This window comes from Arthrobacter sp. 01T428 (assembly GCF_056398685.1).
In genome coordinates this window covers 1-26581 of sequence record NZ_JBFTPW010000020.1, presented here as the reverse complement: position 1 = coordinate 26581, position 26581 = coordinate 1, and the positions used below count along the sequence as shown (strand labels likewise).

The 26581-nt window shown below is 63.0% G+C and carries 29 protein-coding genes and 1 tRNA gene; 13 read left to right on the top strand and 17 right to left on the bottom strand.

Annotated elements, in window-relative coordinates; all coding sequences use genetic code 11:
• Positions 1 to 116: 116 nt before the first annotated feature.
• The 9 genes from AC1DJB_RS18520 to AC1DJB_RS18480 form a co-directional block, all read right to left on the bottom strand.
• Positions 117 to 1301: an acyltransferase family protein gene (locus tag AC1DJB_RS18520; RefSeq protein ID WP_476910632.1), complete on the bottom strand. Its 1185-nt coding sequence runs from the start codon at positions 1299 to 1301 to the stop codon at positions 117 to 119.
• Between the two features lie 133 nt (positions 1302 to 1434).
• A complete protein-coding gene (locus tag AC1DJB_RS18515; RefSeq protein ID WP_476910631.1) occupies positions 1435 to 1902 on the bottom strand; it encodes a hypothetical protein in 468 nt (155 codons plus the stop codon).
• Positions 1903 to 2024: 122 nt separating this feature from the next.
• Complete coding sequence (locus tag AC1DJB_RS18510; protein WP_476910630.1) at positions 2025 to 2429, bottom strand: hypothetical protein; 405 nt, start codon at positions 2427 to 2429, stop codon at positions 2025 to 2027.
• Positions 2426 to 2911 carry a DUF2335 domain-containing protein gene (locus AC1DJB_RS18505; protein WP_476910629.1) on the bottom strand — a complete coding sequence of 162 codons (486 nt, stop codon included), beginning with the start codon at positions 2909 to 2911 and terminating at the stop codon, positions 2426 to 2428. The genes AC1DJB_RS18510 and AC1DJB_RS18505 overlap by 4 nt, the downstream gene beginning before the upstream one ends.
• 81 nt (positions 2912 to 2992) lie before the next feature.
• Positions 2993 to 3292, bottom strand: a complete 300-nt coding sequence (locus tag AC1DJB_RS18500; protein ID WP_476910628.1) for a hypothetical protein — start codon at positions 3290 to 3292, stop codon at positions 2993 to 2995.
• Between the two features lie 47 nt (positions 3293 to 3339).
• Positions 3340 to 4050, bottom strand: a complete 711-nt coding sequence (locus tag AC1DJB_RS18495) for an SOS response-associated peptidase (RefSeq protein WP_476910627.1) — start codon at positions 4048 to 4050, stop codon at positions 3340 to 3342.
• 81 nt (positions 4051 to 4131) lie between these two features.
• Positions 4132 to 4929 (bottom strand): hypothetical protein, encoded by a 798-nt coding sequence (locus tag AC1DJB_RS18490; RefSeq protein ID WP_476910626.1) that lies wholly within the window; start codon positions 4927 to 4929, stop codon positions 4132 to 4134.
• Between the two features lie 22 nt (positions 4930 to 4951).
• Positions 4952 to 5098 carry a hypothetical protein gene (locus AC1DJB_RS18485; protein WP_476910625.1) on the bottom strand — a complete coding sequence of 49 codons (147 nt, stop codon included), beginning with the start codon at positions 5096 to 5098 and terminating at the stop codon, positions 4952 to 4954.
• 375 nt (positions 5099 to 5473) lie between these two features.
• A tRNA-Thr gene (locus tag AC1DJB_RS18480) sits at positions 5474 to 5546 on the bottom strand.
• A gap of 228 nt (positions 5547 to 5774) precedes the next feature.
• On the opposite strand from AC1DJB_RS18480, the gene AC1DJB_RS18475 reads away from it, so the two are divergent.
• A complete protein-coding gene (locus tag AC1DJB_RS18475) occupies positions 5775 to 6512 on the top strand; it encodes an HAD-IA family hydrolase (RefSeq protein WP_306962736.1) in 738 nt (245 codons plus the stop codon).
• Positions 6513 to 6540: 28 nt separating this feature from the next.
• Here the strand turns inward: AC1DJB_RS18475 and AC1DJB_RS18470 are convergent, their stop codons facing one another.
• The 3 genes from AC1DJB_RS18470 to tmk are packed head-to-tail and all read right to left on the bottom strand — an operon-like array spanning position 6541 to position 9981.
• Positions 6541 to 8142 (bottom strand): alpha/beta hydrolase, encoded by a 1602-nt coding sequence (locus tag AC1DJB_RS18470; RefSeq protein WP_476910624.1) that lies wholly within the window; start codon positions 8140 to 8142, stop codon positions 6541 to 6543.
• A gap of 49 nt (positions 8143 to 8191) precedes the next feature.
• The gene (locus AC1DJB_RS18465) at positions 8192 to 9340 is read right to left on the bottom strand and encodes a DNA polymerase III subunit delta' (RefSeq protein ID WP_284988794.1); all 1149 of its coding nucleotides are present in this window, start codon (positions 9338 to 9340) and stop codon (positions 8192 to 8194) included.
• Complete coding sequence (gene tmk, locus AC1DJB_RS18460; protein WP_059388660.1) at positions 9337 to 9981, bottom strand: dTMP kinase; 645 nt, start codon at positions 9979 to 9981, stop codon at positions 9337 to 9339. Before tmk ends, AC1DJB_RS18465 begins: the two co-directional genes overlap by 4 nt.
• Before the next feature lie 174 nt (positions 9982 to 10155).
• On the opposite strand from tmk, the gene AC1DJB_RS18455 reads away from it, so the two are divergent.
• Both AC1DJB_RS18455 and AC1DJB_RS18450 read left to right on the top strand, forming a co-directional pair.
• Positions 10156 to 11340 (top strand): trans-sulfuration enzyme family protein, encoded by a 1185-nt coding sequence (locus AC1DJB_RS18455; protein ID WP_306962707.1) that lies wholly within the window; start codon positions 10156 to 10158, stop codon positions 11338 to 11340.
• A 10-nt stretch (positions 11341 to 11350) separates the two neighbouring features.
• On the top strand, positions 11351 to 11689 hold the full coding sequence (locus tag AC1DJB_RS18450) for a DUF2516 family protein (protein WP_306962709.1): 339 nt from the start codon (positions 11351 to 11353) through the stop codon (positions 11687 to 11689).
• A gap of 37 nt (positions 11690 to 11726) precedes the next feature.
• Here the strand turns inward: AC1DJB_RS18450 and AC1DJB_RS18445 are convergent, their stop codons facing one another.
• Positions 11727 to 12539 carry a class I SAM-dependent methyltransferase gene (locus AC1DJB_RS18445; RefSeq protein ID WP_441438440.1) on the bottom strand — a complete coding sequence of 271 codons (813 nt, stop codon included), beginning with the start codon at positions 12537 to 12539 and terminating at the stop codon, positions 11727 to 11729.
• Positions 12540 to 12672: 133 nt separating this feature from the next.
• On the opposite strand from AC1DJB_RS18445, the gene AC1DJB_RS18440 reads away from it, so the two are divergent.
• Positions 12673 to 13401: a phosphoglyceromutase gene (locus AC1DJB_RS18440; protein WP_476910623.1), complete on the top strand. Its 729-nt coding sequence runs from the start codon at positions 12673 to 12675 to the stop codon at positions 13399 to 13401.
• On the opposite strand, the gene phoU is transcribed toward AC1DJB_RS18440, so the two are convergent.
• A complete protein-coding gene (gene phoU / locus AC1DJB_RS18435; protein WP_284753411.1) occupies positions 13398 to 14051 on the bottom strand; it encodes a phosphate signaling complex protein PhoU in 654 nt (217 codons plus the stop codon). The genes AC1DJB_RS18440 and phoU overlap by 4 nt on opposite strands.
• 206 nt (positions 14052 to 14257) lie before the next feature.
• Here phoU and AC1DJB_RS18430 point away from each other — a divergent pair, with 206 nt between their 5' ends.
• Entirely contained in the window at positions 14258 to 15463 is a 1206-nt protein-coding gene (locus tag AC1DJB_RS18430; protein ID WP_284988815.1) for a sensor histidine kinase, read from the top strand.
• Complete coding sequence (locus AC1DJB_RS18425; RefSeq protein WP_059388662.1) at positions 15460 to 16140, top strand: response regulator transcription factor; 681 nt, start codon at positions 15460 to 15462, stop codon at positions 16138 to 16140. The genes AC1DJB_RS18430 and AC1DJB_RS18425 overlap by 4 nt, the downstream gene beginning before the upstream one ends.
• A 98-nt stretch (positions 16141 to 16238) precedes the next feature.
• Here the strand turns inward: AC1DJB_RS18425 and AC1DJB_RS18420 are convergent, their stop codons facing one another.
• Complete coding sequence (locus AC1DJB_RS18420) at positions 16239 to 16811, bottom strand: hypothetical protein (RefSeq protein WP_441438443.1); 573 nt, start codon at positions 16809 to 16811, stop codon at positions 16239 to 16241.
• Positions 16812 to 17106: 295 nt separating this feature from the next.
• Here AC1DJB_RS18420 and AC1DJB_RS18415 point away from each other — a divergent pair, with 295 nt between their 5' ends.
• The 5 genes from AC1DJB_RS18415 (at position 17107) to rlmB (ending at position 21689) form a co-directional block, all read left to right on the top strand.
• The gene (locus tag AC1DJB_RS18415) at positions 17107 to 17589 is read left to right on the top strand and encodes a CarD family transcriptional regulator (RefSeq protein WP_011690592.1); all 483 of its coding nucleotides are present in this window, start codon (positions 17107 to 17109) and stop codon (positions 17587 to 17589) included.
• A 177-nt stretch (positions 17590 to 17766) separates the two neighbouring features.
• On the top strand, positions 17767 to 18549 hold the full coding sequence (gene ispD / locus AC1DJB_RS18410) for a 2-C-methyl-D-erythritol 4-phosphate cytidylyltransferase (protein WP_284988798.1): 783 nt from the start codon (positions 17767 to 17769) through the stop codon (positions 18547 to 18549).
• Positions 18550 to 18572: 23 nt separating this feature from the next.
• A complete protein-coding gene (gene ispF, locus AC1DJB_RS18405; RefSeq protein WP_370872236.1) occupies positions 18573 to 19082 on the top strand; it encodes a 2-C-methyl-D-erythritol 2,4-cyclodiphosphate synthase in 510 nt (169 codons plus the stop codon).
• Between the two features lie 68 nt (positions 19083 to 19150).
• On the top strand, positions 19151 to 20614 hold the full coding sequence (gene cysS / locus AC1DJB_RS18400; RefSeq protein WP_306962714.1) for a cysteine--tRNA ligase: 1464 nt from the start codon (positions 19151 to 19153) through the stop codon (positions 20612 to 20614).
• A 79-nt stretch (positions 20615 to 20693) separates the two neighbouring features.
• Positions 20694 to 21689, top strand: a complete 996-nt coding sequence (gene rlmB / locus AC1DJB_RS18395) for a 23S rRNA (guanosine(2251)-2'-O)-methyltransferase RlmB (RefSeq protein ID WP_284753371.1) — start codon at positions 20694 to 20696, stop codon at positions 21687 to 21689.
• Between the two features lie 172 nt (positions 21690 to 21861).
• Here the strand turns inward: rlmB and AC1DJB_RS18390 are convergent, their stop codons facing one another.
• Complete coding sequence (locus AC1DJB_RS18390; protein ID WP_441438442.1) at positions 21862 to 22674, bottom strand: carbon-nitrogen hydrolase family protein; 813 nt, start codon at positions 22672 to 22674, stop codon at positions 21862 to 21864.
• 282 nt (positions 22675 to 22956) lie between these two features.
• Here AC1DJB_RS18390 and glgX point away from each other — a divergent pair, with 282 nt between their 5' ends.
• Both glgX and AC1DJB_RS18380 read left to right on the top strand, forming a co-directional pair.
• Complete coding sequence (glgX, locus tag AC1DJB_RS18385; protein ID WP_306962718.1) at positions 22957 to 25065, top strand: glycogen debranching protein GlgX; 2109 nt, start codon at positions 22957 to 22959, stop codon at positions 25063 to 25065.
• A gap of 5 nt (positions 25066 to 25070) precedes the next feature.
• Positions 25071 to 25430 carry a barstar family protein gene (locus AC1DJB_RS18380; protein ID WP_059388670.1) on the top strand — a complete coding sequence of 120 codons (360 nt, stop codon included), beginning with the start codon at positions 25071 to 25073 and terminating at the stop codon, positions 25428 to 25430.
• Positions 25431 to 25465: 35 nt separating this feature from the next.
• Here AC1DJB_RS18380 and glgP read toward each other — a convergent pair.
• Positions 25466 to 26581 (bottom strand): alpha-glucan family phosphorylase (glgP, locus tag AC1DJB_RS18375; protein ID WP_476910622.1); only part of this gene is annotated, 1116 nt, incomplete at its 5' end.

The following is a 26581-nucleotide window of genomic DNA, read 5'->3' as shown; positions in this document are numbered from 1 at the left end:
AAGTCCCCCCAGGACGAGTGGCACCGGGATAGCCCACCAGCCGTAGAAACGGTAGGCGCCATAGGCTAAGCAAAGTGCAGCAACGGAAAATAGGGTCAACTTGAGGGCTGTGACATTCACCTTGTCGACCTCCGATTCAATACTCGGGAATCTATCCATCGGCGCACCGAGTCGGTGTGTGCTTCCGTTACCTTTGCGAAAAGATAGCCTACGACGATAAGCCCGATTACTACGCACAGGGCCAGGAGCGAGTGCATGGGATCCATCTGCCAACGCTGGGAAACGGACGGGACGAGTGCTGCTGCCAAGATCGCGATGATTGGCATGTGCGTCGCGTAAAGCGAATACGAAAAGTGGGCCGACTTGGCCGAAGAGTCCAAAATCTTGCCGCGCCATCCGTCCCATTCGATGTCCCGGATGCAGACAAAGACGAGAAGCGAGGCGACGGCCGCGACGAGCCATTCTCCCGTCGCACCCGGGAAGTGGACCTGTCGAACCATCACCATCGTTCCGAAAGTTAGCGTAAATCCACCGGCATGTAGCCAAGCCATCGTTCGAGACGACAGTTTGGATAGCATGTGAGCGGCCTTGGAGCGGTACGCCCCAACCGCAGCGCCAGCAAGCCACGCGGGTATGAGGATGAAGACCTCGGGCCCGGCAACGATTGCGCTCAGAACAAGAATTACACCCGCGCTGATTCGCCTTGTTTTACTGTTGCCACGCCACAGAATCAGGAGGAGTGCGGGGAACATTACGTAGTACCAGAATTCGTATGCGAGCGACCAGAGTGGCTTGTCTAGCCCAAACTCGGATACGTGGATCTTCTGCAAAAAGAGCAAGTTGCCGATGAAAGTGGGCAAGGAGTACGAAACGGTCTCGGGCACCCCAGCGTAGCTTGAAGTGTGGCTGTAGATGTCGGACTGGGGAAAGAATGCGCGGCCAGCTTGGTCAACAATCAGAGTCAGTAACAGCGCCGGCACAAGCACGAGCCAAAGCCTTGAGAGGCGACTGGTCGCGTAAGACCGCCAACGGAATTCGTTGCGTCGAAGTTTTGATACGACGCCGCCCCCAACCCAGTAGCCACTCAGCACGAAGAACACGATGACAGAAAGGTTTCCGAGGCTTGTGCATGCGTACAGGATCGCTGTGACAGGGTCGTGATGGGCGTCTGGGTAGTCGACAAAAAATAGGAGCCGAACGTGTCCGAGAACAACGAACAGTGCGGATACGGATCGGATAATGTTCAACGATCGGTTCTCGCGTACCTCGACGCGTTTCCCGTGCACGGCAAGCTGCGTCACGACTGTCCCCCATGTATTGCGGCCGGATACTCCCCACATGGTATCGGAGGATTCCCCTGGCTGCTGAAATTGCGGCCGGGTCTGAACGCACCGTCGTCGACCATAGAGGTCTGATCCGGGACGGACATCACGTCTATGAAAGGACCGTACCGGGCCGGGGCATATCCAAACGGCTCCGGTCCCCGATCTTGCGGGCGGGGACGCCGGCCCAAATCTCCCACTCGCCAGTTGACCGCGTGACAACAGCATTGGCAGCAACAATGGTCCCGCGACCTACCCGCGTTGGCTCTGCGCCGCCGAAGATACGGGCGCCAGGATACACGACAACATCGTCGCAGAGCTCAATGGCTACATCCGGCAGCGGATGGCCAGCGAGGTTGTCCTTCCTACCGGTTGTCACCTGATGGAAGAGGCGAACACGGTTACCAATTTTAGTGTTGGCGCTGAGTATCAGACCGTTACCTCGATGTTCCACTCGCAAATCTGAGCCAATCGATACCTGTGGCGGCACCTCAACAGCCAGAAGCAAAAGCACTTGATGGATGAGTTTCCCAATGATCGGCTTATTCCGCGAGTAGATCAGACGCTCCATAGTCCCCATGACGAGGATCCTAGCAGGGCCACATCAGACCGGTTACGCACCGCGGGAAGCTGGCTTGCGGGATAGAGGTAACCGGCAACCTAGCGGGCCGCCTACACTATGCCAAGCAATCGGATTCCGGGTTAGTCCAATCGCTTCTTCTTGGAGTGGCGTCTCATTCCAAGGTCGAGAACCAAAGACGCAGCGATTGCGGCAGCTGCAACAAAGATGCTCACAACCAGGAAAATCATCAAGCCCTTGTCGGGCTTCTCAGTGCCAAAGACAGTTATGGTCGTCGGTACCACCAGGCCCAGCACGAAGAAACCGACCCACTTCAACCAGTCGCTTATCGTGCTGACTTTTCCCCTAGGCGCTGCGAGCTCGGCAATGGCTTGGTGAACGTCGTCTCGCAGGATTTCCTCGTGCGAACTCAGTCTTTGAGCTGCGAGGCGGACGGAAGTTCTAAGGTTCTGGATGTGCGTTTCAAGAGCAATTTCAGCCTCCGGAGTGTAGCGCTTCGGTTCACGAGTCTCAGTCGAAACGGTCATTTTTTGGCTCCGCGATCGGTCCTTGATTCAGCGGTCGCCGAGTAACGGGCAAAATAGAAACCGACGGCCGAAACCAAGACCGAGATGGCTGGGCCAATGGTGAAAGCAATGGGATCACCACCTCGAACCAGAGAATAAACTCCAACGGCCATGCTAAGTAGCCATATTGCGACAATCGTAACAAGGCCGAATCGCCGTGATCGTCTGGCAGAATTCAACGTCTTTTCGTACATTTCTTGCTGGAAGCGGGCTTCTACCTCGACAAGGTGTAGAAGCCTGCCGGGCAAGTCCGGTGAAATTCTCGCATACGCGGCGAGCACTTCTGGCGAAGGAACCGGCCCATGCCAGTCCTTTGAAAGATCTGTGTCAGAAATCGCAAACTCGTCAGCTGCCCGGCTCTCCGCTGAACTCGTCAAGCTCTTCCCAGATGCACCGACAGTCGTTGTCCACGGGATTGCTTCCTCTTCACCATCGGATGTCATAGGCGTAGTTTAGATGGACCGACTCCCCAGTAACCAGTTGTTGCTTCGTCCAAGCGAGCCTTCATCGACGGTGGTCCATATCTAACGCACCCTTGGATCGATTGTCCGACGTCGCACCCTGGCCGCCTCAACCCACACCTGTTTGCGGCCTTCGTAGTATTCCTCCGGCCAAGGCACGTTCACGAGGACGAGCGTCTTTGTCCATCCGTATGCGAAGGCTGGCACCTCGTGACTCTCGCCGTTGTCGTAATCCAGCATCACGAAGACCGGCAGCGGTTCCTTGGGCCTCGTCGCGCCCGCCACTGCCGCGGGATCCACAGGCGGCACCACGGGCGTGACCTTGCGCGACTGGGGCGGTCCCCAGAACTTCTTTTCCTCCACACCCAGAGTCTGCCACCGCGGGCAGACAGTGAGCAGAGGTAGCGGTATTAGGCTGCCGGCCGGATGAGTTCCGGGCCGTTGTTCCGCACGTAGTTGACCTTGTCGCCTACCACGCGAGGCACAAGATGGGGTTCGGGCATGGAATCCAGCAAGGCGCGGACGTCAGCCTCAGAGGTTGTCTCAGGGTCAAGCCAGTCCGAGAACATGTCCGACGGGACAATCAGCGGCGTGCGGTCATGGATGTGGCCAAGCGCGTCTGAGGCCGCCGTCGTGATGATCGTCGCCGTACGCAACCACTTCTCAGGGTGCCCGTCCGGTAACCCAGGATCCGGCCAGTTCTCAAACAATGCTGCGAATGCCAGGATCCGGTCATCGGCGTCATGCAGATACGTCGGGATCTTTCCGCCACCCGGGACCTTCTCCCACTCGTAATAGCCATCACCAACAAGCAATCCACGCCTCGCCGAGGCCGCCTTCCGGAATGAGGGCTTCTCGGTGACAGTCTCCATCCTGGCGTTGATCAGCCGCGCTCCACCCTTGGTGTCTTTCGCCCACGACGGCACGAGGCCCCATCGCGCCGTGACCAGCTTCCGGGTCACTGGTTCGTCCTCCCCGGAACTCCGGTCCAGAATCAACGGGACCGAGTCAGTGGGGGCGACATTGTAGGAAGGCTGCAGCTCATCCACATACGACTCCTGGACGCTGAAAGCAGCCATCAGGTCGGCAGTCGACTTCGAAACCACGTAGCGTCCGCACATGACTTCATCATGCCGCAGACAGCAGATGCTGTCAGGTGGGCCCAGGACCGCCATGTCATCTTCGAATGCTAGTGCCGAGCATCAAAGACCCGCCTTGGCCACCTCATCTGGAAGTAACTCTGGAAACCGGGCACGGACACTTCGAATGAGCTCCCAAGCGATCTGCCTAATCGAGGCTGGCACCGGGGATCCGAGAGCCATGAAAGCACTCTCTCCATCGTCGGCTGGCTTGGGGCCAAATGCGATGGACATATTAGAAGGGTTGCCGGATGCATGGATCGACGCTGAGTTGAGCCGTGAGAGTGCGTAATACTTCTCCTCAAGGCTTGGGTCCACATGCGCTCCACCATCACTGTTCGCGACCGCGGCAACAAGAAATTCGCGGCTGAACTCGTTGCCGTGCGAGTCGCGAATCACGGTAGCCTTCCACCAATCCGCAATCCGGAAGTGGAACCCTGGTGCTCGAGGAGCTTTCCTTCCTTCGATGAGCTCATGCACCTGATATGCGGTGTTCGGTTGCTCAGTCTTGGACTCGTCAAACTTAGGGATGTAGCTGACCCCGGCCAAGTATCCGCCCCCGTCTACTTCCATGTGGACGCCAACGAGGTTGAACACCGAGGTGACATCGTCGGCACGCAAGTCGCCCGCGCTATCGAATATCCACAAACGTTCCATGACACCGCACTGTTCCAAAAGGGGATGCGATGTCCGACTCTTGTAGAGCAGTATCCTTAGCGCTGTCGCAATTCTCTGGGCTTCGGCGGTACTGCCATTGTCGAAGTCCTTGCACGACCGGGCGAGGAACCCGAACTGAGACCTCGTGTGCTCCATGGACTCGCCCTCTGGCCGCGGAATCCTAACCGTCGCGTTTGCCTTCATTTGTAACATCTAACACTAAGACTCAGTCCGCCTTGCGGATCGCAATCATGCGGCTGCCCTCTGGCACCTTGGCCCTGGCTGCGTCTAAGGCTTCCTCGTAGGTCGCGGCCGTCTCGGTGACATGGGTGAAAGTGCCGTCCGGTGCTTCGATGGTGCACGTAATTTCCACCGCAACAGTCTAAGGCTGAGCCATCATTGAGAGGCGCCGCCACCCGAGAATTGGGGGAACCTCAGGTGGCGGCGCCTCTCCAAACTATCGGCAAGTCGGCGCTCACTCTCAGCTTCTCGGCACGATCTTTACGAAATCTTTACGGCAAGCGCCAGCAGACGTGCGGGGCTTCGATCAGAGCCCAAGGACAACGGCGTCTGACGCCCTTCACGATCCCGGCAAGACGCTGCATGCGGTCCTGTGCCGAAACATGCCGGGCGAGATGAGTTGAGTACACCCACGGGTACACCAAGGCACTTTTTGGCCCGATCTAGCTAGGTAACGAAGAGCCCCGGTTCCCTTTATTTGCAAGGGAACCGGGGCTCTTTTCGTTCGAGCTTCCTATCAGAATCGAACTGATGACCTTTTCATTACGAGTGAAACGCTCTACCGACTGAGCTAAGGAAGCACCGCGTTATCGTCCGGGTACCGGCTGAATCACGCAAGATACAACTGTAATAGAGTCACCTCGTCCGGGTCAAAACAGCCCGGCGCGGAGCTCCCTTGGCGCCGTTGTTGCGGAATTCACCCGCTCGTCGCGCCGGGTTCAGGCCGCCGTAGCGGACCGGGGGCAAGCTGGGCGGACTAACGTGGCCGCACGATTTCGGTCATCAACCAGCGAAGGGGCGCCATGAGCATGGACAGCAGCAAGAGGATCAACGCGGACGACGCCGGGGCGCACCGTGCGGAGCGGCTGCGGCTTGCTGTCTTGGATATGGTGGGCACCACGATTACCGACGATGGCCGTACCGAGCGGGCGATGTCCCTCGCCCTGCAGGAGACCGGCGTCGAGCCTGGTTCGCCCCGTTTCGAAAGCATGCTCGGCTACGCCCGGGACACCATGGGCTTTTCCAAGCTGACCGTCTTCAGCCACCTTTTTGAAGAAGCACAACGAGCTGAGAGCGCCAACAAGGCCTTCGAACGCGCCTACGACGATCTGATTGCCGACGGTGGCGTCCGGGCTATTCCAGGTGCTGAGGAAACCATCGACTGGTTGCGAGACTCCGGCGTGAAAGTTTGCCTGGCTACGGGCTTCGGCCGGCACACCCAGAACATGGTGCTCGAGTCCCTGGGCTGGATGGGGAAGGCCGATCTCAGCCTGTGCCCGGCCGACGCCGGCCGCGGGCGCCCTTACCCAGACATGATTCTCACGGCAGTCTTGGCCCTTGACCTAGATGATGTCCGCGAGGTCGTCGTGGTGGGGGACACGAGCTCGGATATGTTGTCCGGCCTTCGCTCCGGCGCCTCCGCCGTGGTGGGCGTGCTCACTGGCTTCCACTCCGAGGCGGCTTTGCGCGCGGCCGGCGCCACCGCCGTCGTGCCCTCGGTCAAGGATCTTCCCGCATTGCTTGAGCCCCGCGCGGCACGGCTCTAGCGCGGGCGCCTCAAGTTTGCGAACAAGCTCAGCACATAGTCCCGTCTGAAGGCGCCGTTCCATTCACGAAGTAGTTGTCCACGGCGTCGGAAACGCACTGGTTGGAGCGGCCGTAGGCGGTGTGGCCTTCGCCCTTCCACGTCACGAGGGAAGCATTGCCGAGTTGTTTCCGCAGGGAACCAGCCCAGGCGACAGGTGTCGCCGGGTCCCCGGTGGTGCCAATAACCACAACCGGCGCCGAGCCCGTGTACTTGACGGGAGCAGGTGTGTGCACGGGCTTGTAGGGCCAGTCCTTGCAGTTGATGCCGCCGTAAGCGAAGTAGTAGCCGAAGGTTGGGGAGAGCTGCTTCAGCCGGGCTTCCTCGGAACGCATCCCGGCCGTGTCCGTGACCATAGGGTAGTCAAGGCAGTTGATGGCGTTGAACGCGAACTGGGTGTTCGAAATGTAGGTGCCGTTCGGGTCCCGGTCTGCGCCGAAGTCGGCAATCCGAAGCATGAGCGACACGTCGCCCTTGAACGCGGCCACCAGGGCCTGGGTCAGGACGGGCCACGATTCGTTGTCGTAGAGCGGGGTGAAAATACCGCTGACGAACGTCGCCCCGGTGACCAGCCGCCCGTCCTTGGCGCGCTTGGGATTCTGCTCGACGTCGGCAATGAGGTCCTGGATCTGCTGCACGCCATTATCGACGCTGCCGGTCATCGGGCATCCGGATCTTGCCTGGCAATCCGCCACATACGTGCGGAGCTCCTTTTCGAACGCCTCGGCCTGCCCAGCAGTGAGGTCCTCGTTGTTGAGGGCCGGATCCACAGCGCCATCCAAAACGAGCCTGCCGACGTTGTTCGGGAACAAGGACGCATAGGTGGCGCCCAAGGACGTTCCGTAGGAGAAGCCCAGGTAGTTGAGTTTTGCGTCGTTCAGCACTGCACGGAGGATGTCCATGTCCTTGGCGGAGCTGGCAGTGTCAATGTGCGGCAGGGCGGGCCCGGATTTTTCCACGCACTTGGTATTGATGGCCTTGGTGTCGGCCAACGCCGCGGCGATGCCCTGGTCGGTTTCGTAGTTGTAGACCTTCTCGCGGGAAGCGTCCCGCTCGGCATCGCTGAGGCACGTCACCGGCGCCGACCGCTTGACGCCGCGGGGATCGAAGCCCACCAGGTCGAAGCTGGACCGCAGCTTGCTGGTGAAGTGGGTTTTCGCCGCGTCCCTGACGAAGTCATAGCCCGAAGCGCCAGGGCCACCGGGATTCACCAGGAGTGAACCCTTCTTTGTGCCTTGGCTCTGGAGCCGGATGGCCGCGATGGAGATGCTGTCACCATCGGGTTTGGCATAGTCCACCGGCACTTTGATGTTGGCGCACTGGAATCCCTGCTCACAGGACGTCCAGTTCACTCTTTGGGAGTAGAAACTCTCCAGTCCTGCCGGCGCCGCGGCGGCGATGGACGCATCCGGGGTGCTGACGTTGCCGGACCCGTTGCCGGCACCATCGTTGGGCGCCGGTACCGAGAAAACGCAGCCGCTCAGCAGCAGGCTCGCGGAGACCGTGGCAGCGACTGCCGCTGCCACCCGCCGCAGTGAGGGGAACCGTGTCCTGGAACTGGACCCGGCGGGCCGGCGTCGTGCGGGGGTCATGCGTTTCTCCTCAGGCTGGGGAAGCGTGCTGTACTTCTAAACTATCCGGCTATTGCTGAATCAGGCTGCTCGCCATGGACTCGACGGCCAGCAGCGGTGCCACGTTGGTGGTGGTGATCCGCACGCGCGCCTTGTTGATGGCATCCATGCGCGCCAAGGTGATTTCAGGCGTGGAGCCTGCCGCATAGGCCTCCAGTTCACTCCTGAGTTCAACGTTGACCAACTCCACGGCGTTCCCCAGTTGGATGACCAGGACGTCCCGATAGAAGGACAGCAGATCAGTCAGCGTGCGGTCGAGGGAATCGGTGATGGAGCGCTTGGCCCGCCGTTTCTGGTCGTCCTCAAGTTGCCTCACCTGGCTTCGCATCGACGGCGGCAGCGTGCCCGATTCCGGAGCGCCCAAGCTCGCGAGCAGGGCAACCTTCTCGGCGGCGTCGCGTTCGTCGTTGGAGCTGTTGGCTTCATCAGTCGCGATCTTGACGAGCTTTTCGGCCATCATCACGGCGGCAGTGACGCCCCTCAGGCCCAGCGGGAAACGGACAGTCTCCATCCGGCGTTCCCTGGCCTCCGGATCGCGGGCCAACCGACGCGCAATGCCGATGTGGCTTTGGGCAGCGCGGGCGGCCCGGTCAGCGATGGCGGGGTCGACGCCGTCGCGCCTTACCAGCAGGGCGGCGACGTCGGCAGCCGGCGGAATCCGAAGGCTCACGGGACGGCAACGCGAGCGGATGGTGACCAGCACATCCGCGGGCGACGGTGCGCACAGCATCCAGATGGTCCGGGGTGTGGGTTCCTCGATGGCCTTAAGCAGTACGTTGGTGGTGCGCTCGGCCATACGGTCCGCGTCCTCCACCACAATGATGCGCCAGCGGCCCGACGCCGGCCGGTCGCCGGCCTTGGACACCAGCTGGCGGGCTTCTTCGATGGTGATGGTGACCTTCTCCGTGCGGACAAAGGTCACGTCGGAGTGGGTCTCGCCGAGGATGGTCCGGCACGATGCGCATTCGCCGCAGCCTCGAAGGGCGACGTCGTCCTGCTCACAGTTCAATGCCGCCGCGAACGCCTTGGCCGCGTTGGAACGGCCCGAACCCGGCGGTCCGGTGAACAACCACGCGTGCGTGAGGCCTTCGCCTTGGGCAGCCGCGCGCAATTGCGCGACGACGGGCGCTTGGCCCTGGAGCTCGTCCCAGACGCTCATGTGCGGCTCCCAAGTAAGTCCTGCACGCGCCGGAGGATCTGCGCGGCGAGGTCCTCGACGGCATCCTTGGCGGGCAGCACGAGGTACGTCTCCGGGCGCGCCTGTGCCAGTTCCAGGAAAGCGGCACGGATGCGGGCGTGGAAATCGTCCGGTTCCGACTCGAGCCGGTCCTCGGCAGCGTCTCCGGCAGTTCTGCGGTCCCGGCCATCGCCCGGGTGGACGTCGAGGAGGACAGTCAGGTCCGGCTCGAGTCCTTCGGTGGCCCATTCGTTGAGCCGCCTGACGTCGACGGTTCCGAGATCCCTGCCGGCGCCCTGGTAAGCGACGGAGGAGTCTATATAGCGGTCCGTGATCACCACTGCGCCTTGTGCCAACGCCGGGCGGATGACCTGGCTTGCGTGGGCGGCCCGGGAGGCTGCGAACATCAGGGCCTCGGTCCGGGGATCAATAGTGCCGTGGCCGTGGTCCAGCACGAGGGAACGCAGCTTCTCACCGATCGGCGTGCCTCCGGGCTCCCGGGTGCGCAGCACGGAAAAGCCAAGGGACTCGAGCGACTCAGCGAGGCGGGCGGCCTGCGTGGACTTGCCGGCCCCGTCCCCGCCTTCGAAGGCGATGAAGAGTCCGGGGCGCTGGTCCGGCATGGGGCTCTGGTCCTGCTTGAGGCGCTGCGTAGTCACGGATCTAAGCGTACAGAGGAACTCTGACAGTGCCCGACGACGGCGCTCGCCCGCCCGGGCGCGACGCACCCTACCGCTGGGCGAGACGAAGCCGTAACAGCTTTCCAGCGCCCGCTCCCCGCGCCGTAGGCTGGGGCAATGAGTCTTTCCCGAGAACATGCCGCAGATCTGTCCCCTGACACTGTGGTGGTGGCGGCAGGCCGTCCCGAACGAAGCCATGACCAGCCCGTCAACCCGCCCATCGTTCTGTCCTCCACGTATTTCGGCACGGGAGCACTGAGCGACGGCGACCGCGGCTACGGACGCTATGCCAACCCCACGTGGGATCCGTTCGAGGAAGCGCTGGCCCAGCTGGAAGGAGCCGAGCTGCCCGGCCTGCTGTATGCCTCGGGCCTGGCAGCGGTGAGTTCCGCGTTGTCGCTCGTGCCGGCCGGGGGAGTCCTCGTCATGCCGACGCACAGCTACGCAGGATCGCTCGTCATGGCCACCGAACTCGCGGCCAAGGGCATCCTTGAATTGCGGACCGTCGACATCGCGGACACTGACGCCGTCAAGGCGCAGCTCGCCCCCGCGGATGGAAAGCCCGCCAGCATGCTGTGGATCGAAAGCCCCACCAACCCCATGCTCGGCATCGCCGACGTCCGGGCCCTGGCCACCGCGGCCCATGAGGTCGGTGCCATCGTGGTCACGGACAACACCTTCTCCACGCCGCTCGTCCAGCAGCCCCTCAGCCTGGGCTCCGACGTCGTGCTCCATTCGGTGACCAAATACCTGGCCGGCCACTCCGACGTCGTACTCGGCGCCTTGGTGACATCCGACGCCGGGCTGCGCGGGGAACTCCTGCACCACCGCATCATCCACGGCGGCATCGCGGGCCCGTTCGAGGCCTGGCTCGCGCTCCGCGGACTGCGCACGCTGGCACTCCGGATCGAGCGCTCGCAAGCTTCTGCCGCAACCCTGGCCGAGCGGCTGAGTACCCACCCCCGCGTCGAGTCGATCCGTTTCCCGGGCCTGCCCACCGATCCCGGCCATGAGCGGGCCAAGTCCCAAATGAAGGGCTTCGGTTCGATCCTCTGCATCCAGCTCGCCGGAGACGGGACCCGCAGCGGTGCCGACGCGGCAGATCAGCTGGTTCGTGCATTGCAGTTGTGGATCCCGGCGACGTCGCTGGGCGGCGTCGAATCCCTCATCGAACGCCGACGCCGGCACACCGCCGAGCCGCTCAGCGTGCCGGACAACCTGGTCAGGATGAGCGTCGGAATCGAGAACGTCGAAGACCTCTGGGCGGATTTGGAGCAAGCGTTCAAGTCGCTTGACCGCTAGGCTTGTGGGCGTGGACGGAAAAATTTTGATTTCAAACATCCAGAATGGGATTTGGTTCATTCTGGGACTGGTCGCCTTCGCTTTGGAGCTGTGGGCGCTGGTCGATTGCCTGCGCCACAAACCCTCGTCCTTTGAGGCCGCGTCCAAGCGCACCAAGACTTTCTGGCTTGCCCTGACCGGCATCGCAGCGGTGATCGGCGGGCTTTCCCTGCTCGGTGGCGGCAGTGGCTTCGGCTTCTTCGGCATCGCGGCTGTCACCGCGGCGTGCGTCTATTTGGCGGACGTCCGTCCCGCGGTGAAGGAAATCGGCAACAGCGGCCGCAACCAGGGGCCGTACGGTCCCTGGTGATCCCCACCGGCGAGGGCCCAGGCCTGCCCGCGGCCAACTAAGCCGGGGCCACCGCTGACCAGTCGACCGTAAGTTCCCCCAAGCGCCAGCGCGAGGGTCCGTCCTGAAGGGGCCAACCGGCGTCGCGCATTGATTGGCACATGGCGGTCCACCGCTGCCTGCTGCCGAAGGACGCAAGCGGTGCGGCTTCCAGCCAGGCTTGGTCCAACGCATTCAGGAAAGCATGGATGCGTTCGCCGGGGATATTGCGGTGGATGAGTGCCTTGGGCAGGCGCTCGGCCACGTCAGAGGGCAGTTCGAAGCCGCCGAACCGCATGGACAGGCTCAGGCTCAACGGCCCGTCCGGATCCAGTGCAACCCACGTCACCCTGCGGCCGATTTCGTCACACGTACCGTCGATGAACAACCCCTGCGGTGCCAACCGCGACTGCACGAGCGCCCAGATCCCCGCCACGTCCGACTCCTCGTATTGCCGCAGTACGTTGAAGGCGCGCACCAACACTGGATTGCCCGGAACAGGAACCTCGAAACCGCCCACGTGGAAGCTGAGCCCGGGCCTTTCCAAGGGCTTCGCGATACTGACTCGCTCGGGTTCGATCTCGATCCCGCACACGCGGACGTCCGGGCGGACGGCCTGCAGCCTTTCGAAGAGTTCGACGGCGGTGGCCGGGGAAGCGCCGTAGCCAAGGTCCACTACCAAGGGGTCGACGGCGGAGCGTAGCCGCCATCCCTGCGGGCCCGCCAACCAGCGGTCCAAACGGCGCATGCGGTTGGGATTGGTGGTGCCCCTGGTGATGTTTCCGACGGGTTTGCCGCGCCTTCCCTGCACCCGCTCCGCTTTTCGCACCACCGTCCCACTTTATCCTCCAACGCGGGGTCACTTACGGCCCATCCGGCGGTCAAACACCGGCGCTAAGTGACCCCGCGTCGTGGAGGGCGTAACGCCCGGCAACGGCAGGGCTTGATCGCTTAGGATGAAAACCATGACTTACAAGCTGATTCTGCTGCGCCACGGCCACAGCGACTGGAACGCCAAGAACCTGTTCACCGGCTGGGTGGACGTCGACCTGAACGACCAAGGCCGCGAGGAAGCAGCCCGCGGCGGAGAGCTTCTGGTCGAGAACAACATTCTCCCGGACATCCTGTACACGTCCCTGCTCAAGCGGGCCATCAACACCGCGAACATCGCCTTGGACAAGGCCGATCGCGGCTGGATCCCGGTCAAGCGTGACTGGCGCCTCAACGAGCGCCACTACGGCGCCTTGCAGGGCAAGGACAAGGCCCAGACCCTCGCTGAGTTCGGTGAAGAGCAGTTCATGGAATGGCGCCGCAGCTACGACACCCCGCCGCCCCCGCTCTCCGACGACAGCGAGTTCTCCCAGGCACACGATCCCCGTTACGCGGACCTCGGCGATGCCCTCCCGCGCACCGAATGCCTCAAGGACGTCCTCGTGCGTCTCCTGCCGTACTGGGAATCCGACATCAAGGAAGACCTCAAGTCGGGCAAGACCGTCCTGGTCACGGCTCACGGAAATTCCCTGCGCGCTCTCGTCAAACACCTCGACGGCATCAGCGACGAAGACATCGCGGGCCTCAACATCCCCACCGGCATCCCGCTGGTCTACGACCTGGACGAGAACTTCCAGCCGATCAACCCCGGCGGACCTTGCGAGGTGGGCCGGCCGCCGTCGTTGTTTGCTAAGACTGGCTAGAAGCCTTCAGGCTGCCATTCACCGGTGACCAGGTAGGTCACCTTGCGGGCAACGGAGACGCCGTGGTCGGCGAAACGCTCGAAGTAGCGGCTGGCGAGGGCCACATCCACCGTGGTGGCTGCAGTCTCGGCCCAGGCAGGATCAGCGATTGCCCTGAAGACGCTCAAGTGCAGATCGTCCACGCGGATGTTGAGCTTGAGGATGTCGCGGGCAACTTCGAGGTCGCGGGACTCCAGGAGCAGCGTCACCTTCTGGATGATTTCGAGGTCGAGGCGCGCCATGTCCTTGAATGTCGCCGTCAGCTGCTCGGGGATGACCGTGGCCGGGTAGCGCAAACGGGCCAGCTGGGCCACGTGCCGGGCGAGGTCACCCATGCGCTCCAGGGATGCGCTCATCCGCAGGGAGCCGACGATCATCCGGAGATCGCTTGCCACAGGGCCCTGGAGGGCCAGGATGTCGATGGCGCGCTCGTCGAGGCCGTTCTGCAGGAAGTCAATCCGCGCGTCGGCGGCAATGACATCCTGGGCAAGATCGACGTCGGCGCCTTCGAAGGCGGTGGTCGCGTTCTGGATCGCCTCAGTGACCAGCTTTGAGATCTCGATGAGGTCCTCACCGACCTGGATGAGCTCCTCCTGAAAAACCTTGCGCACGGTGGCGTCCTCTCCTTGGAAATCTCCTCCGCACCCCTCTGACGGCGCGGAAATCATCACAGCTAACTACGGTCCAACTAGTAAGAGTGGCAGTGGTCAATGAACGATTGCGCACCTTTAGGTGAACGTTAGCTGAATCGGGGCGGTTTGGTGACCGTTCCATATTTTGCAGTGTTTTGAGCGCATAAGCTAGATCCGTGGATCCAGTGCTCATCGGTGTCATCGCAGGTCTAGTCGGCCTGTCGTGCGGCGTCTTTGGCGTGCTCGCGTTCAGGCTCAGTGAACGGCAGCGGAAGATCGTGGACCTGGACGTCACCGAGCCGCTTCTTCCGGAGGGAGCAGCGGAGGTGCTGTCGGTCGTCGGGCGCGCTTTCGTCGTCGTGGACGCGATCGACGGCGTGGTCCGGGCCAGTCCCGCGGCCTATGCGTACGGCCTCGTGCGGGGCCACACAGTGGTGCACAAGCAGTTGCTGGACATGACCGCAAAGGTGCGGCGCGACGGCGTGATCCTCGAGGAGACTTACGAGTTGCCCCGCGGTCCATTGGGCAAGGGAACCATTGTGGTCCAGGTGAGGGCAGCCATGCTCGGATGGGAATATATCGTCCTGCTGGCCGATGACCGTACCGAAATCACCCGTACCGAAGAGATCCGCAACGACTTCGTGGCGAACGTCTCGCATGAACTCAAGACGCCGGTGGGCGCCATCTCCCTGCTTGCGGAAGCGCTCGAGGCAAGCCCGGACGACGAAGAAGCCGTGCGCCGCTTCGCGAAGCGCATGCACAAGGAATCGACACGGCTGGCCGCGCTGGTTCAGGACATCATTGAGCTGTCCCGGCTTCAAGGTGCCAATGTGGCACAGCAAGGGCACGCCGTGGACATCAATACGGTGATTTCCGAGGCCGTGGACCGCTCGCAGCTCCCGGCCGAGCTCAAGAACATCAAGATCGTCGTCGGGGGCCGCACGGAAACGATGGTTTTCGGCGACCAGGACCTGTTGGTGACCGCCTTGCGGAACCTGATCGACAACGCCATCCGTTATTCGCCGGAGAACACCCGCGTGGGAGTGGGGGTCCGCGCCAAAGAAGGCGTGGTGGCCATTTCCGTCACGGACCAGGGCGAGGGTCTCAGCCCGGAGGACCAGGAACGCATCTTCGAACGCTTCTACCGTGTGGATGCGGCGAGGTCCCGGCAGACCGGGGGAACAGGCCTGGGACTGAGCATCGTCAAGCATGTGGTGTCCAACCACGGCGGCGAGGTCACCGTCTGGTCCCAGCCAGGCCAAGGTTCTACTTTCACCATCCGCCTTCCGGAAATGGAAGGCCAGGAGGACGACGACGCCGGGGCGAAGCCCCGAAGCGTGATTCAAACGACGGGCGCAGTACGCGCCCTAGAGCAAGGAGCTGGCGCTTGAGCAGGATTCTGATCGTGGAGGACGAGGAGTCCTTCAGCGACCCTCTGTCCTACCTATTGGGCAAGGAAGGCTTCGATGTCCAGGTTGTGGACAACGGCAGTGACGCCTTGGTGGAGTTCGACCGGAACGGGGCCGACCTGGTGCTGCTGGACTTGCAGCTTCCGGGGACCCCTGGCACTGAGGTCTGCAGGCAACTGCGCCAGCGTTCCAGCGTCCCGGTCATCATGCTGACGGCCAAGGACTCGGAAATCGACAAGGTGGTTGGCCTGGAGCTCGGCGCGGACGACTACGTCACCAAGCCGTACTCCTCGAGGGAACTCGTGGCGCGCGTGCGTGCCGTGCTGCGCCGCCAAGGCGAACCGGAGGAACTCATCACGTCCACCGTCCAGGCCGGCCCGGTGCGGATGGACATTGAGCGGCACGTAGTGAGCGTCAACGGCGAACAGGTGTCGCTTCCGCTGAAGGAATTCGAACTCCTTGAGATGCTCCTTCGCAATTCAGGCCGGGTGCTCACCCGCGGGCAGCTGATCGACCGCGTCTGGGGCTCGGACTACGTGGGCGATACCAAGACCCTGGATGTCCACGTGAAGCGCTTGCGCAGCAAGATCGAGCCGGACCCCTCTGTTCCCCGCTACCTGGTGACGGTTCGGGGCCTGGGCTACAAGTTCGAGCCGTAGGAACCTACAGCAAAAAGGAAGGGCTCCCCCTCGTGGGAGCCCTTCCTTTTTGTCTTCGTGGATCCAGCTTGTTGCCGACCCTAGCGGCCGCTGGCGGCCTAGTGGCCGGTTGCGCTTGCGCTCGGCGTCGCGCTGGTGCCCGAGGTCGCACTGCTGCTCGGGTTGGCGGAACCGCTGACCGAGGGGCTCGGAGAAGCGGAAACCGTGGGGAGGTACTTCGAGTATTCCTTCAACGAAGCATCCAGGACCGGGAACTGCACGGTGCGGGAATCGGAGCCGGTCTTGATGGTCACGGAAACCATGGAACCCGGGGCTCCGCCGCTTGTGCTCAGAATCGCGGGGTCGGTGTTCTCGTTGAGGTAGGTCTGGGACTTGGCCTTGACCGGAATTGTCGCCTGTGAGCCGCCTGCGCCACTGATGGTCAGGGTTGCATCGCTCGAGGAGGTGTTGAACACGGCACCAATGACGCGTCCCGGCTTGTTGGCGTCCGTGGAGACGATGAGCATGTTGCGCAGCTGAAGCGAACCGAGGTCATCCCTGACGCCGTCAGACGGAGAGTACTGCTCGTTGGTCTGCTGGGGGTTGATATAGCCACAGCCGGTCACGGACAAGAAACCGATGCTGATGGCGGCCGCCGCCATCGCCAGCTTGCCGCGCTGGACACGGTTCATCGCAGTAATGCGCACGACACGTACTCCTCTAAGAGTCATTGGAACACTTTTCAGCCATAGCCTATCGGCAAACTAGCAGGAACAAGGATTCCGATCACCATTGTGGCGGCCCTCCAGAAGGAGTAGGGTCATCCGGAACGCTGCGTCCAATGCACTTTTATGCCCTCCCGTCAAGAGGGTGCCGGGGGGTCGAAAAGGCCATTTTCCGCGTATTTACTGGGCTCAGGACCCCTTTCCGTGCCAATCGTATGCCTTAAGCGTGATAAACTGGTCTGCGGGAAAGGGGAAAGTCCACATGGTTTTTGAGGTCGGCGAGACAGTAGTTTACCCTCACCACGGTGCAGCAAAAATTGAAGAAATCAAGATGCGCACTATCAAGGGCGAAGAGAAAATGTATCTCAAGCTCAAGGTGGCTCAGGGTGATCTGACCATTGAAGTTCCAGCAGAAAACGTAGACCTTGTTGGGGTCCGCGACGTAGTGGGCAAGGAAGGCTTGGAGCACGTATTTGACGTTCTCCGCGCCGAGTTCACTGAAGAGCCCACCAACTGGTCCCGTCGCTACAAGGCAAACCTGGAGAAGCTTGCTTCCGGCGACGTCATCAAGGTTGCAGAGGTCGTCCGCGATCTTTGGCGCCGTGATCACGATCGCGGCCTCTCCGCAGGTGAGAAGCGAATGCTGGCCAAGGCTCGTCAGATTCTGATTTCAGAACTGGCATTGGCTGAGAAGACCGACGAAGAGAAGGCCGCAAGCGTTCTCGACGAAGTTCTGGCTTCCTAACAGAGATTCAAAGATTTGAACCCCGGTAGCAACCTGCTGCCGGGGTTTCCTTTTGCCCGAAAGCTGAGCTCCCAGCGCCGCAGCCCAACCAACTCGCAGTAGGTGTCGTTCTGGGCGACCAAAACGACACCTAGTGCTAGCTAGTTGGGCCGGTGGGCACCACGTAGGCTTGGGCGCATGACTACACCATCCCAGCGCGAGGCCACCGCCGTCGTCGTCGTTGCGGCAGGCTCCGGTGAGCGGCTTGGCTACGGCATGCCCAAGGCGAAAGTGCCGCTGGGCGGCGAAACGATCCTGACCCATGCCCTTCGCGGCGTCGCGACCGCCGATGTTGCCCGCCAGATCTGCGTGGCAGTCCCCGCAGGCGATCTGGAAATGCGCGAGCTTTGTGAACAATTCCGCCAAGAGCTGGGCGCTGACGGGCCGCTGATCACCGTGGTCGACGGCGGATCCACCCGGGCCGCTTCGGTCCGGGCGGCACTTGGGGCGGTCCTTGAGGGAACCCGCGCTGTGCTGGTTCACGACGCCGCGCGTGCCTTGACTCCCGACCGGGTCTTCCACCGCGTAGCCGTTGCGCTCTCGTCGGGCGCCAAAGCGGTCATCCCCGCTATTCCGGTGGTGGACACCGTCAAGATGGTTGCGGAAACGGACGGGGACGACGCCGGAATCGCGCCGGAGATCGTCACGGGCACCGCCCCGCGAGAACAACTGCGCGCCGTGCAGACTCCGCAGGGATTCGACTATGAAACTTTGCTGCGCGCCCACGCGGCAGCCGCGACGTTCGACGACGAGCAGTCGGCGGCAGTCACGGACGACGCCATGCTCGTCGAGCTCCTGGGCGTGCCCGTGCACGCGGTCCGGGGCGCCAGCCAGTCGTTGAAGATCACCACGCCGCTGGACCTCATCATTGCCGAAGGCCTGCTGGAAGGGCCGCTCGGAGTCCGCTGGGTGGAAGGCTGATGGAAGGCTCGCAGAACGTAACGATGATCCTGCCGCGCACCGGCATCGGGGTAGACGTGCACGCCTACGCACCTGACAACGATCCGCAGCCGCTATGGCTCGGCGGGCTGTTTTGGGAGGGGGAGCGCGGACTTTCGGGGCATTCCGACGGCGATTGCGTCGCCCATGCGGCTGCGGACGCGCTCTTCTCGGCGTGCGGCATCGGTGATCTGGGCACGCATTTCGGCACGGACCGTCCCGAACTCGCGGGTGCGTCCGGGGTGAAACTCTTGGGAGAGGCTGCCAGGATCGTCCGTGCCGCCGGTTTCGAAATCGGGAACGTGGCAGTGCAGTTCGTTGCCAACAGGCCAAAGTTCGGGCCGCGGCGTGAAGAATCGCAGCGTGTCCTCAGCGCCGCCGCTGGAGCTTCCGTCAGCGTCACGGCAACCACCAGCGATGGCTTGGGTTTCACGGGGCGTGGCGAGGGCATTTCCGCCGTCGCCACGGCACTCGTGTACGCCGTGCCGGGAGCGCACAAAGGCGATAGCGCCTAAATCGCGCCTAAACAGGGACGGATGGCGCCCAACGAAGCCTGATGGTCCGCATCCGCTAATCTGGAGCGGTGACCCTGCGCTTTTACGACACCGCATCCGCCGAAGTCCGCGACTTCGTTCCCCTTGAAGCCGGCAAGGCCAGCGTCTACTACTGCGGTGCCACGGTGCAGGGGATGCCGCACGTGGGACATGTCCGTTCCGCGATCGCCTTTGACCAGTTGACCCGCTGGCTTGAATATCGCGGCCTGCGTGTCACCGTTGTCCGCAACGTCACAGACATCGACGACAAGATCCTCGCCAAGTCGGCGCAGTCATTCGGGCCGGACTGGGCCGAGGAACCAACGGCCAAGGCCGAGGAAGAATGGTGGGCTCTGGCCTACCGCTACGAGCAGGAATTCGAGCAGGCCTACGACGTCCTGGGCGTTTCCCGCCCCACGTACGAACCGCGCGCCACCGGCCATATCCCGGAGATGCACGCCCTCATTCAAAGGCTCATCGACCGCGGCCACGCCTACCCTGCGCTGGACGACTCCGGCGACGTCTACTTCGACGTCCGCTCCTGGAGCAAGTACGGCTCGCTGACCCGCCAGAACATCGACGATATGCAGGGCGCCGCCGACGTCGAGCCGCAATTCAGCAACAGGAAGCGCGACCCGCGGGACTTCGCGCTGTGGAAGGGTTACAAGGACGGGGAGCCGACGACGGCGAGCTGGGTTTCGCCGTGGGGAACCGGCCGGCCGGGTTGGCATCTTGAATGCTCCGCCATGGCTACGAAGTACTTGGGCCAGCAGTTCGACATCCACGGCGGCGGATTGGACCTCCGCTTCCCGCACCACGAGAACGAGATGGCACAATCGCAGGCTGCGGGCGACGAGTTCGCCAACTTCTGGCTGCACAACGGCATGGTCACGTATGAGGGCGAAAAGATGTCCAAGTCGGTGGGCAACACCGTGAGCCCCGAGGAGATGCTCGAACTCGCGAGTCCGCGCGTTGTCCGGTACTACCTCGGCCAGGCGCAGTACCGCTCCATCCTGGACTACCGGCCCACCTCGCTTCAGGAGGCTGCAGCTGCCGTGGAGCGTATCTACGGTTTTATTGCGAAAGCCTCCAAGAAGTTCGGTGGCGAGTTCGCCGCCCACCCTGAGTCGAGTCCCGTGCCGGATGCCTTCGCTGCTGCCATGGATGACGATCTCAACGTCCCGCAGGCCCTTGGCGCCCTGCACGAGACTGTCCGTGCCGGAAACACGGCGCTGGCGTCCGGGGACGACGCGGGAGCCCGGCAGGCGCTCCAGGCCGTGATGGCCATGACCACTGTGCTCGGACTGAACGATGTACGCGGCGAGGTCCAGGAGAATTCCGAGACCGCCCAGGCCCTTGAGGTCCTTGTGGAAGCCCAGTTGCAGGCGCGGGCCGACGCGCGGGCCAACAAGGATTGGGCGGCTTCCGACGCGATCCGGGACACTCTCGCGGCAGCCGGTATCGCCGTCGAGGATGGCGCCGACGGCGCCAGCTGGAGCCTCAAACGGGACTGAGAAAGGGCCGTCGTCCCGATTTAAGTTGATTCAGTAGACTTGATTGCAGACGTACTCAACACAATCAAGGGTGGAATTCATGGCCAACAACGGTCGCCGGGCTGTCAAGAGCAAGAAGGGCCCCACCACCGGAACCGGTGGCCACGGTCGAAAGGCCCTCGAAGGCCGGGGTCCGACCCCCAAGGCTGAGGACCGCGAGTACCACAAGGCGTACAAGAGCAAGCAGCTTGCTGAACGCTCCGCGGCCAAGCGTGCGGCCGGAGGCGCCAGCCGCTCCAACCCGGGCGCCCGCTCGGGCCCCAAGGGCCGCGCTACCGAGGAAGTGGTCACCGGACGCAACTCCGTGGTGGAGGCACTGCGCGCCGGAATCCCCGCGAAGGCACTGCACGTTGCCATCCGGATCGAGATGGACGACCGCGTCAAGGAATCCCTCAAACTCGCTGCCGAACGCGGCATCCCGCTGCTGGAAACCGGTAAGCCCGAGCTTGACCGCATGACCGAAGACGCTGTCCACCAGGGCCTCGTGCTGCAGATCCCGCCGTACGAATACCAGGACGCCTACGACCTCGCCGAAGAGACGGTCGCCAAATGGAAGAAGGGGTACATCCCCAACGCGCCCCTCTTCGTTGCGCTCGACGGCATCACCGACCCCCGCAACCTGGGCGCCATCATCCGCTCCGTTTCCGCCTTCAGCGGCCACGGCGTGATTGTCCCCGAGCGCCGCTCCGTCGGTGTCACCGCTTCGGCTTGGAAGACCAGCGCAGGCGCGGCGGTCCGCGTTCCCGTGGCCCGGGCATCCAACCTGAACAACGCCCTCAAGCAGTTCAAGCAGATGGGTATCTTCGTGTTGGGCCTGGACGGCGACGGCGATGTCTCGCTGCCGGATCTCTCCTTGGCCACCGATCCCGTGTGCATTGTGGTGGGTTCCGAGGGCAAGGGCCTCAGCCGCCTGGTCCGTGAAAACTGCGACCAGATCATCTCCATCCCGATCGACTCCGCCATGGAATCGCTCAACGCCTCTATGGCAGTGGGCATCTCCCTGTACGAAGTCTCAAGGCAGCGCGCGGCCAAGTAGCCGATTGGGTGGCGGCCCAGCCGCCGGCCAAATACTGACGCTCGCTCACTTATGTGGTGTTTCCGACGGACGCCCGCTCACTTAGGTGAGCGGGCGTCCGTCTATTTACCGCCAGATGTGAGCGGGCGTCCGTCTATTTATCCCCAGATGTGAGCGAGGGTTGCCGTTACCTTCAGAAATCGCGGCGGTTCGCCAGGACCGGGAGCTTGACCCGCGCGTCCTCGACGACGGCGGCGTCCAGTTCCGCGAACAAGAGGCCGGGTTCGGCGTCGAGCTCTTCCAACACGTTTCCCAAGGGGGACACGACGACGGAGTGCCCCACTCCGGTGGGTGCCGCACCTTTGGGTTCACGGCCCTGGGTCACTGGATCGCCCTGACCGCACGCCAGAACGAAGGTCGTGGTGTCGAGAGCCCGGGCCCGCGCGAGCAGCTTCCACTGCTCCGCCTTCCCCGGTCCGGCTCCCCAGGAAGCGGACACGATATTCACATCGGCTCCGCGCTCGGCATTGGCCGTGAAGAGCGCCGGGAATCGGATGTCGTAGCACGTGGCCAGGCCAAAGGTGAGGCCACCGGCGTCGAACGTCACAGGATCGGTGCCGGCGTCGACGGTGTCGGATTCCGCAAAGCCGAACGCGTCGAAAAGGTGGATCTTGTCATAGCTGGTGTCCACTCCGGGCCCGGTGGCGATCAGGGTGTTCCGGACCTTGCCGTTGCTGCTGCCGTCGGAGGCCACTCCAGGGGTGAACATTCCGGCCACGATCACGATCCCGAGATCCTGGGCGATCTTCCGCACCCGGCTGGCCCATGGCCCGTCCAGGGGCTCGGCGATGTCGAGCAGGGAATTTCCGAACGCCCGCATAGTCGCCTCGGGGAACACCACGAGCTCGGCGCCGCCCTCCTTGGCCCGGCGCGCGTAGTCTTCCAACAGGACGAGGTTGTCTGCCAGCTCGCGGCCGCTGATGAGTTGAGCAAGAGCGATTCGCACGATTACCTCCACATTGGTGTATAGCCAAAGTATGCAACGACCGCGCCGAGGATACGAACTCATCCTCGTGCGCGCGGGCGTCTTCGGCGCAACCGACACAATCCGCTCCACCGACCGGTTTCACGAAAAGCGCAACGGGCCGGGGGAGATGACGTTTCAGCAGGTGAGCAGCTTGTTTGCGCTCCCGGGGGCCGCCGGTTTGGGTCCGACCGGAGGATGCCGGCACTGTCATATGGGCCGTGGGCAAGGGAGAATTGGCGCTGGAGACTAAACTCTCAACTAATGGTTATGCCGATTTTTGACACAGCATCTACAGTGGACGCCTCGCGGCCGTCGCCGCTCGGGCTCAGTGTTCCGCTGCCCGGGAAATCCGACCGCGACACCTCCTCGCCGGACCGGGTCAACGTCGCTGTATGGGCCCCCGGACTCACTCGAGTCGAAATCGCCTACAAGGCCCCGGGCGACTCCTGGAAAGTCCACACGCTGCCCAAACTCGAGGACGGCGTGCACCACGGGATCGTGGACGGGCTTCCGCTCGGCACCCGGTACGGCTTCCGGGCAGCAGTCCACGAGGACACACTTCCACTATCTGTGCCTGCTCCGGACTTTGACGCCGACGACGCCGAGCAGCTCTTGCTGGATCCTTACGGTCGGGCGGTGCACCAGCGCGGAGAACTGCTGACCTCCGTGCGGATGGACTCGGCTTTCGATTGGGGCGACGACCGTCCGCTGCGCACGCCGTGGCGGGAGACTATTGTCTACGAGGCACACGTCCGCGGCCAAAGCATGCTGCATCCGGATATCCCCGAGCACCTCCGCGGCACCTACGCGGGCATGGCCCACCCCGCCATGATCGAGCACTTCCACTCATTGGGAGTCACGGCTGTCCAATTGCTTCCCATCCACTTCCACATCGACGAGCAGCACCTGCAGTACTTGGGCCTCACCAATTATTGGGGCTACAACACAGCAGCCTTCTTTGCGCCCCACTCGGACTACGCCACGCAGGCAGCCCAGCAGGCCGGGCCACACGCCGTCCAGGATGAATTCAAAGGCATGGTGAAGCTCCTGCATGCCGCCGGGATCGAAGTGATCCTCGACGTCGTCTACAACCACACGGCGGAAGGCGGCCCCGACGGCGACACCCTCAGTTTCAGGGGCCTCGGCGAGCAGCGGTATTACCGCCACGATGCCCACGGCCGCTACCTCGACACGACGGGCTGCGGCAACACCCTCAATTTTGCGGAACCGAGGGTAGTGGATCTGGCCATTGAATCGCTGCGCTATTGGGCGGAAGAATTCCACATCGATGGCTTCCGTTTCGACCTTGCCGTGACCCTGTGCCGCAATGCAGGCAACGAGTTCGATCCTGAACATCCTTTCCTGAAGCGCATCGCGGAGGACCCGGTGATCTCCAAGACCAAGCTCATTTCCGAGCCGTGGGATGTGGGCTACGGTGGCTGGCAGACAGGGCGGTTCCCCAAGGGATGGGTGGACTGGAACGATCACTTCCGCGACGGAGTGCGCCGCTTCTGGCTCTCTGACCGGGGCGCTGCCGACGCCGGGATGTCCGGGGGAAACGTGGGGGTCTTGGCGGACGCCTTGACTGGCTCAGCCCGGGTCTTTGAACCCTCTGGGCGCTCAAGGCTCGCCTCCCTCAACTTCATCACCGCCCACGACGGTTTCACGCTTGCCGACTTGGTGTCCTACGACCGCAAGCACAACGAGGCCAACGGCGAACAAAACCGCGATGGCCACAGCGACAACCGCAGCTACAACCACGGATTCGAAGGACGAACGGAGAACGAGAGGATTCTCGCGGCCCGTGCCCTTTCGAAACGGAACCTCATGACTACGTTGATGATCTCCATCGGCGTGCCCATGATCACCGCCGGCGACGAGCTTGGGCGCACACAGCAGGGAAACAACAACGCCTATTGCCAGGACAACCCCCTGACGTGGATCGACTGGACCCAGACACCCGAATCGCACGACATGCTGCGGAGCACCAAACGGGTGATCCGGCTCCGCAAGGAGTTCATGCAGGCCCAGGACGCGGGCTTCCCGGACAAGGGGACGGGCCTGGACTGGTTTGATGAGGAAGGCCAGCCCATGACAGCGGCCCGTTGGCACGATCCTTCCCTGCGGGTTGTGCAACTCCTGGTGAGCTCGGAGGGCGGCGCCTACCGCGGCTTGCTCGTGATCAACGGGAACAAAGACGATCAGAAGGTCGTCCTGCCCAAACTGGTCGCCGAATCCGGTGCCGGCAGCCGGATGTTCGAACTAAGACTGACGACGTCCGAGCTCAATGACCGCAGGCAGGGCGCGCTGGTCGCGGCAGGCGAACGGGAAGTCGTCCAAGGCAACACCATCAACGTCTACCGCACCTAGGAACCATGAAAATCTATTCCGCAGACACGTGGACACTCGAAGAACTACAGGAACAAGTGTCCGACGCCGGCCGCCGGACCGTGATGGTGCCGCCGGCCGCAAACAAGGAGGCCGTCCTGGAAGTGTTCGGCCAGGTGCTCGATTTCCCCGAGTACGACGGCGTGGACCTGGATGCGCTCAACGATTCACTCCACGATTTCGCAGACAGTGTGTCCGAGGACGAGCAACCACCCGTCACCCTGATTTGGCAGGTCCCTGCCGTCTACCGAACGGACCGGTCCTTCGGGTTGGTCTGCGAAATCCTCCAGGACGCCGAGTTCTACTCCGGGCGGGACCTCGCTGTCATAGCGATCTTCCAGCAGTAGCGCGACCGGGCGGGCAGGGCCCGCCCGGTTAGCCGCTACGCGTTGACGATCAGCCCCAGTTCGGCCTTGGAGGCCAGGGAGGGGTGTTTCGGGAAGACCCGGACGGTGTAGCCGAAGGACCCGGAGCGGTTGATCAGGATGGACCCGGTGAACAGATGGCGCCCGTTGCCAAGGTCCTCGAACGAGCTCAGTTCGGCCACGGTGATGTCCTCCAACTCATCGCTTTCTTCGGCCCGCCCATAGGCCACCTCGACGCTCACATCGTCCGGTGTCAGCGTATGGAGGGCGATGTAGGCGTTGACCTGGAGGGTGTCGCCGATCTGGGGCTCCTCGGAGACGCCGATGGAATCGACGTGTTCCACGATCAGCTGTGGCCAGGCGGTGCGGACCTTGGTGGTCCAGGCCGCGAGTTCCTTCGCTTCCTTGAACGAGCCGGCCACGGCGCGCCGTCCCGACTCGGCCGCGGGGCGGTAGAGGGTGTTGACGTAGTCCTGGAGCATGCGGTCGGCCGAGACGGCGGGGCCGAGGTGGGCCAGGGTGTGCTTGATCATCGAGACCCAGTGTGTCGGCACGGCTTCCGGGCCGGACTGCGAGGGCCCGGCCGCGCCGGCTTCCGCGGAGACGGTGGAGCCGTAGAAGCGCGGGGCCACCTGGGTTTCCAGGAGCTCGTAGAGCGCGGCCGCTTCGATGTCATCGCGTTCTGTCGGGGACGCGTCGTTGTTCGCGGTCGGGATCGCCCAGCCGTTCTCGCCGTCGTACATCTCATCCCACCAGCCGTCGAGCACCGAGAGGTTCAGGGAGCCGTTGATGGCGGCCTTCATCCCGGAGGTCCCGCAGGCTTCCAGGGGCCGGAGCGGGTTGTTCAGCCACACGTCGCAGCCCGGGAACAGGGTGCGGGCCATGGCGATGTCGTAGTTGGGCAGGAACACGATCCGGTGCCGCACGGCGGGGTCGTCGGTGAACTTCACCAGGTCCTGGATCATCTTCTTCCCGGCGTCGTCGGCCGGGTGGGACTTGCCGGCGATGACCAGCTGGATGGGGTGCTTCGGGTGCAGCAGCAGGGCCTTGAGCCGGGCCGGGTCCCGGAGCATCAGGGTCAGGCGCTTGTAGGTGGGCACGCGCCGGGCGAAACCGATCGTGAGCACGTCCGG

Excerpts from the sequence above, each read along its gene's own strand:
- AC1DJB_RS18455 (WP_306962707.1), top strand. The coding sequence starts at position 10,156 with ATGAGTCTTTCCCGAGAACATGCCGCAGATCTGTCCCCTGACACTGTG.
- tmk (WP_059388660.1), bottom strand. The coding sequence starts at position 9,981 with ATGCCGGACCAGCGCCCCGGACTCTTCATCGCCTTCGAAGGCGGGGAC.
- AC1DJB_RS18415 (WP_011690592.1), top strand. The coding sequence starts at position 17,107 with ATGGTTTTTGAGGTCGGCGAGACAGTAGTTTACCCTCACCACGGTGCA.
- AC1DJB_RS18505 (WP_476910629.1), bottom strand. The coding sequence starts at position 2,911 with ATGACATCCGATGGTGAAGAGGAAGCAATCCCGTGGACAACGACTGTC.
- AC1DJB_RS18475 (WP_306962736.1), top strand. The coding sequence starts at position 5,775 with ATGGACAGCAGCAAGAGGATCAACGCGGACGACGCCGGGGCGCACCGT.
- AC1DJB_RS18470 (WP_476910624.1), bottom strand. The coding sequence starts at position 8,142 with ATGACCCCCGCACGACGCCGGCCCGCCGGGTCCAGTTCCAGGACACGG.
- rlmB (WP_284753371.1), top strand. The coding sequence starts at position 20,694 with ATGGCCAACAACGGTCGCCGGGCTGTCAAGAGCAAGAAGGGCCCCACC.
- ispD (WP_284988798.1), top strand. The coding sequence starts at position 17,767 with ATGACTACACCATCCCAGCGCGAGGCCACCGCCGTCGTCGTCGTTGCG.
- glgX (WP_306962718.1), top strand. The coding sequence starts at position 22,957 with ATGGTTATGCCGATTTTTGACACAGCATCTACAGTGGACGCCTCGCGG.
- AC1DJB_RS18465 (WP_284988794.1), bottom strand. The coding sequence starts at position 9,340 with ATGAGCGTCTGGGACGAGCTCCAGGGCCAAGCGCCCGTCGTCGCGCAA.
- AC1DJB_RS18495 (WP_476910627.1), bottom strand. The coding sequence starts at position 4,050 with ATGTGCGGACGCTACGTGGTTTCGAAGTCGACTGCCGACCTGATGGCT.
- AC1DJB_RS18515 (WP_476910631.1), bottom strand. The coding sequence starts at position 1,902 with ATGGGGACTATGGAGCGTCTGATCTACTCGCGGAATAAGCCGATCATT.
- AC1DJB_RS18440 (WP_476910623.1), top strand. The coding sequence starts at position 12,673 with ATGACTTACAAGCTGATTCTGCTGCGCCACGGCCACAGCGACTGGAAC.
- AC1DJB_RS18510 (WP_476910630.1), bottom strand. The coding sequence starts at position 2,429 with ATGACCGTTTCGACTGAGACTCGTGAACCGAAGCGCTACACTCCGGAG.
- AC1DJB_RS18380 (WP_059388670.1), top strand. The coding sequence starts at position 25,071 with ATGAAAATCTATTCCGCAGACACGTGGACACTCGAAGAACTACAGGAA.
- ispF (WP_370872236.1), top strand. The coding sequence starts at position 18,573 with ATGATCCTGCCGCGCACCGGCATCGGGGTAGACGTGCACGCCTACGCA.
- AC1DJB_RS18420 (WP_441438443.1), bottom strand. The coding sequence starts at position 16,811 with ATGAACCGTGTCCAGCGCGGCAAGCTGGCGATGGCGGCGGCCGCCATC.
- AC1DJB_RS18490 (WP_476910626.1), bottom strand. The coding sequence starts at position 4,929 with ATGAAGGCAAACGCGACGGTTAGGATTCCGCGGCCAGAGGGCGAGTCC.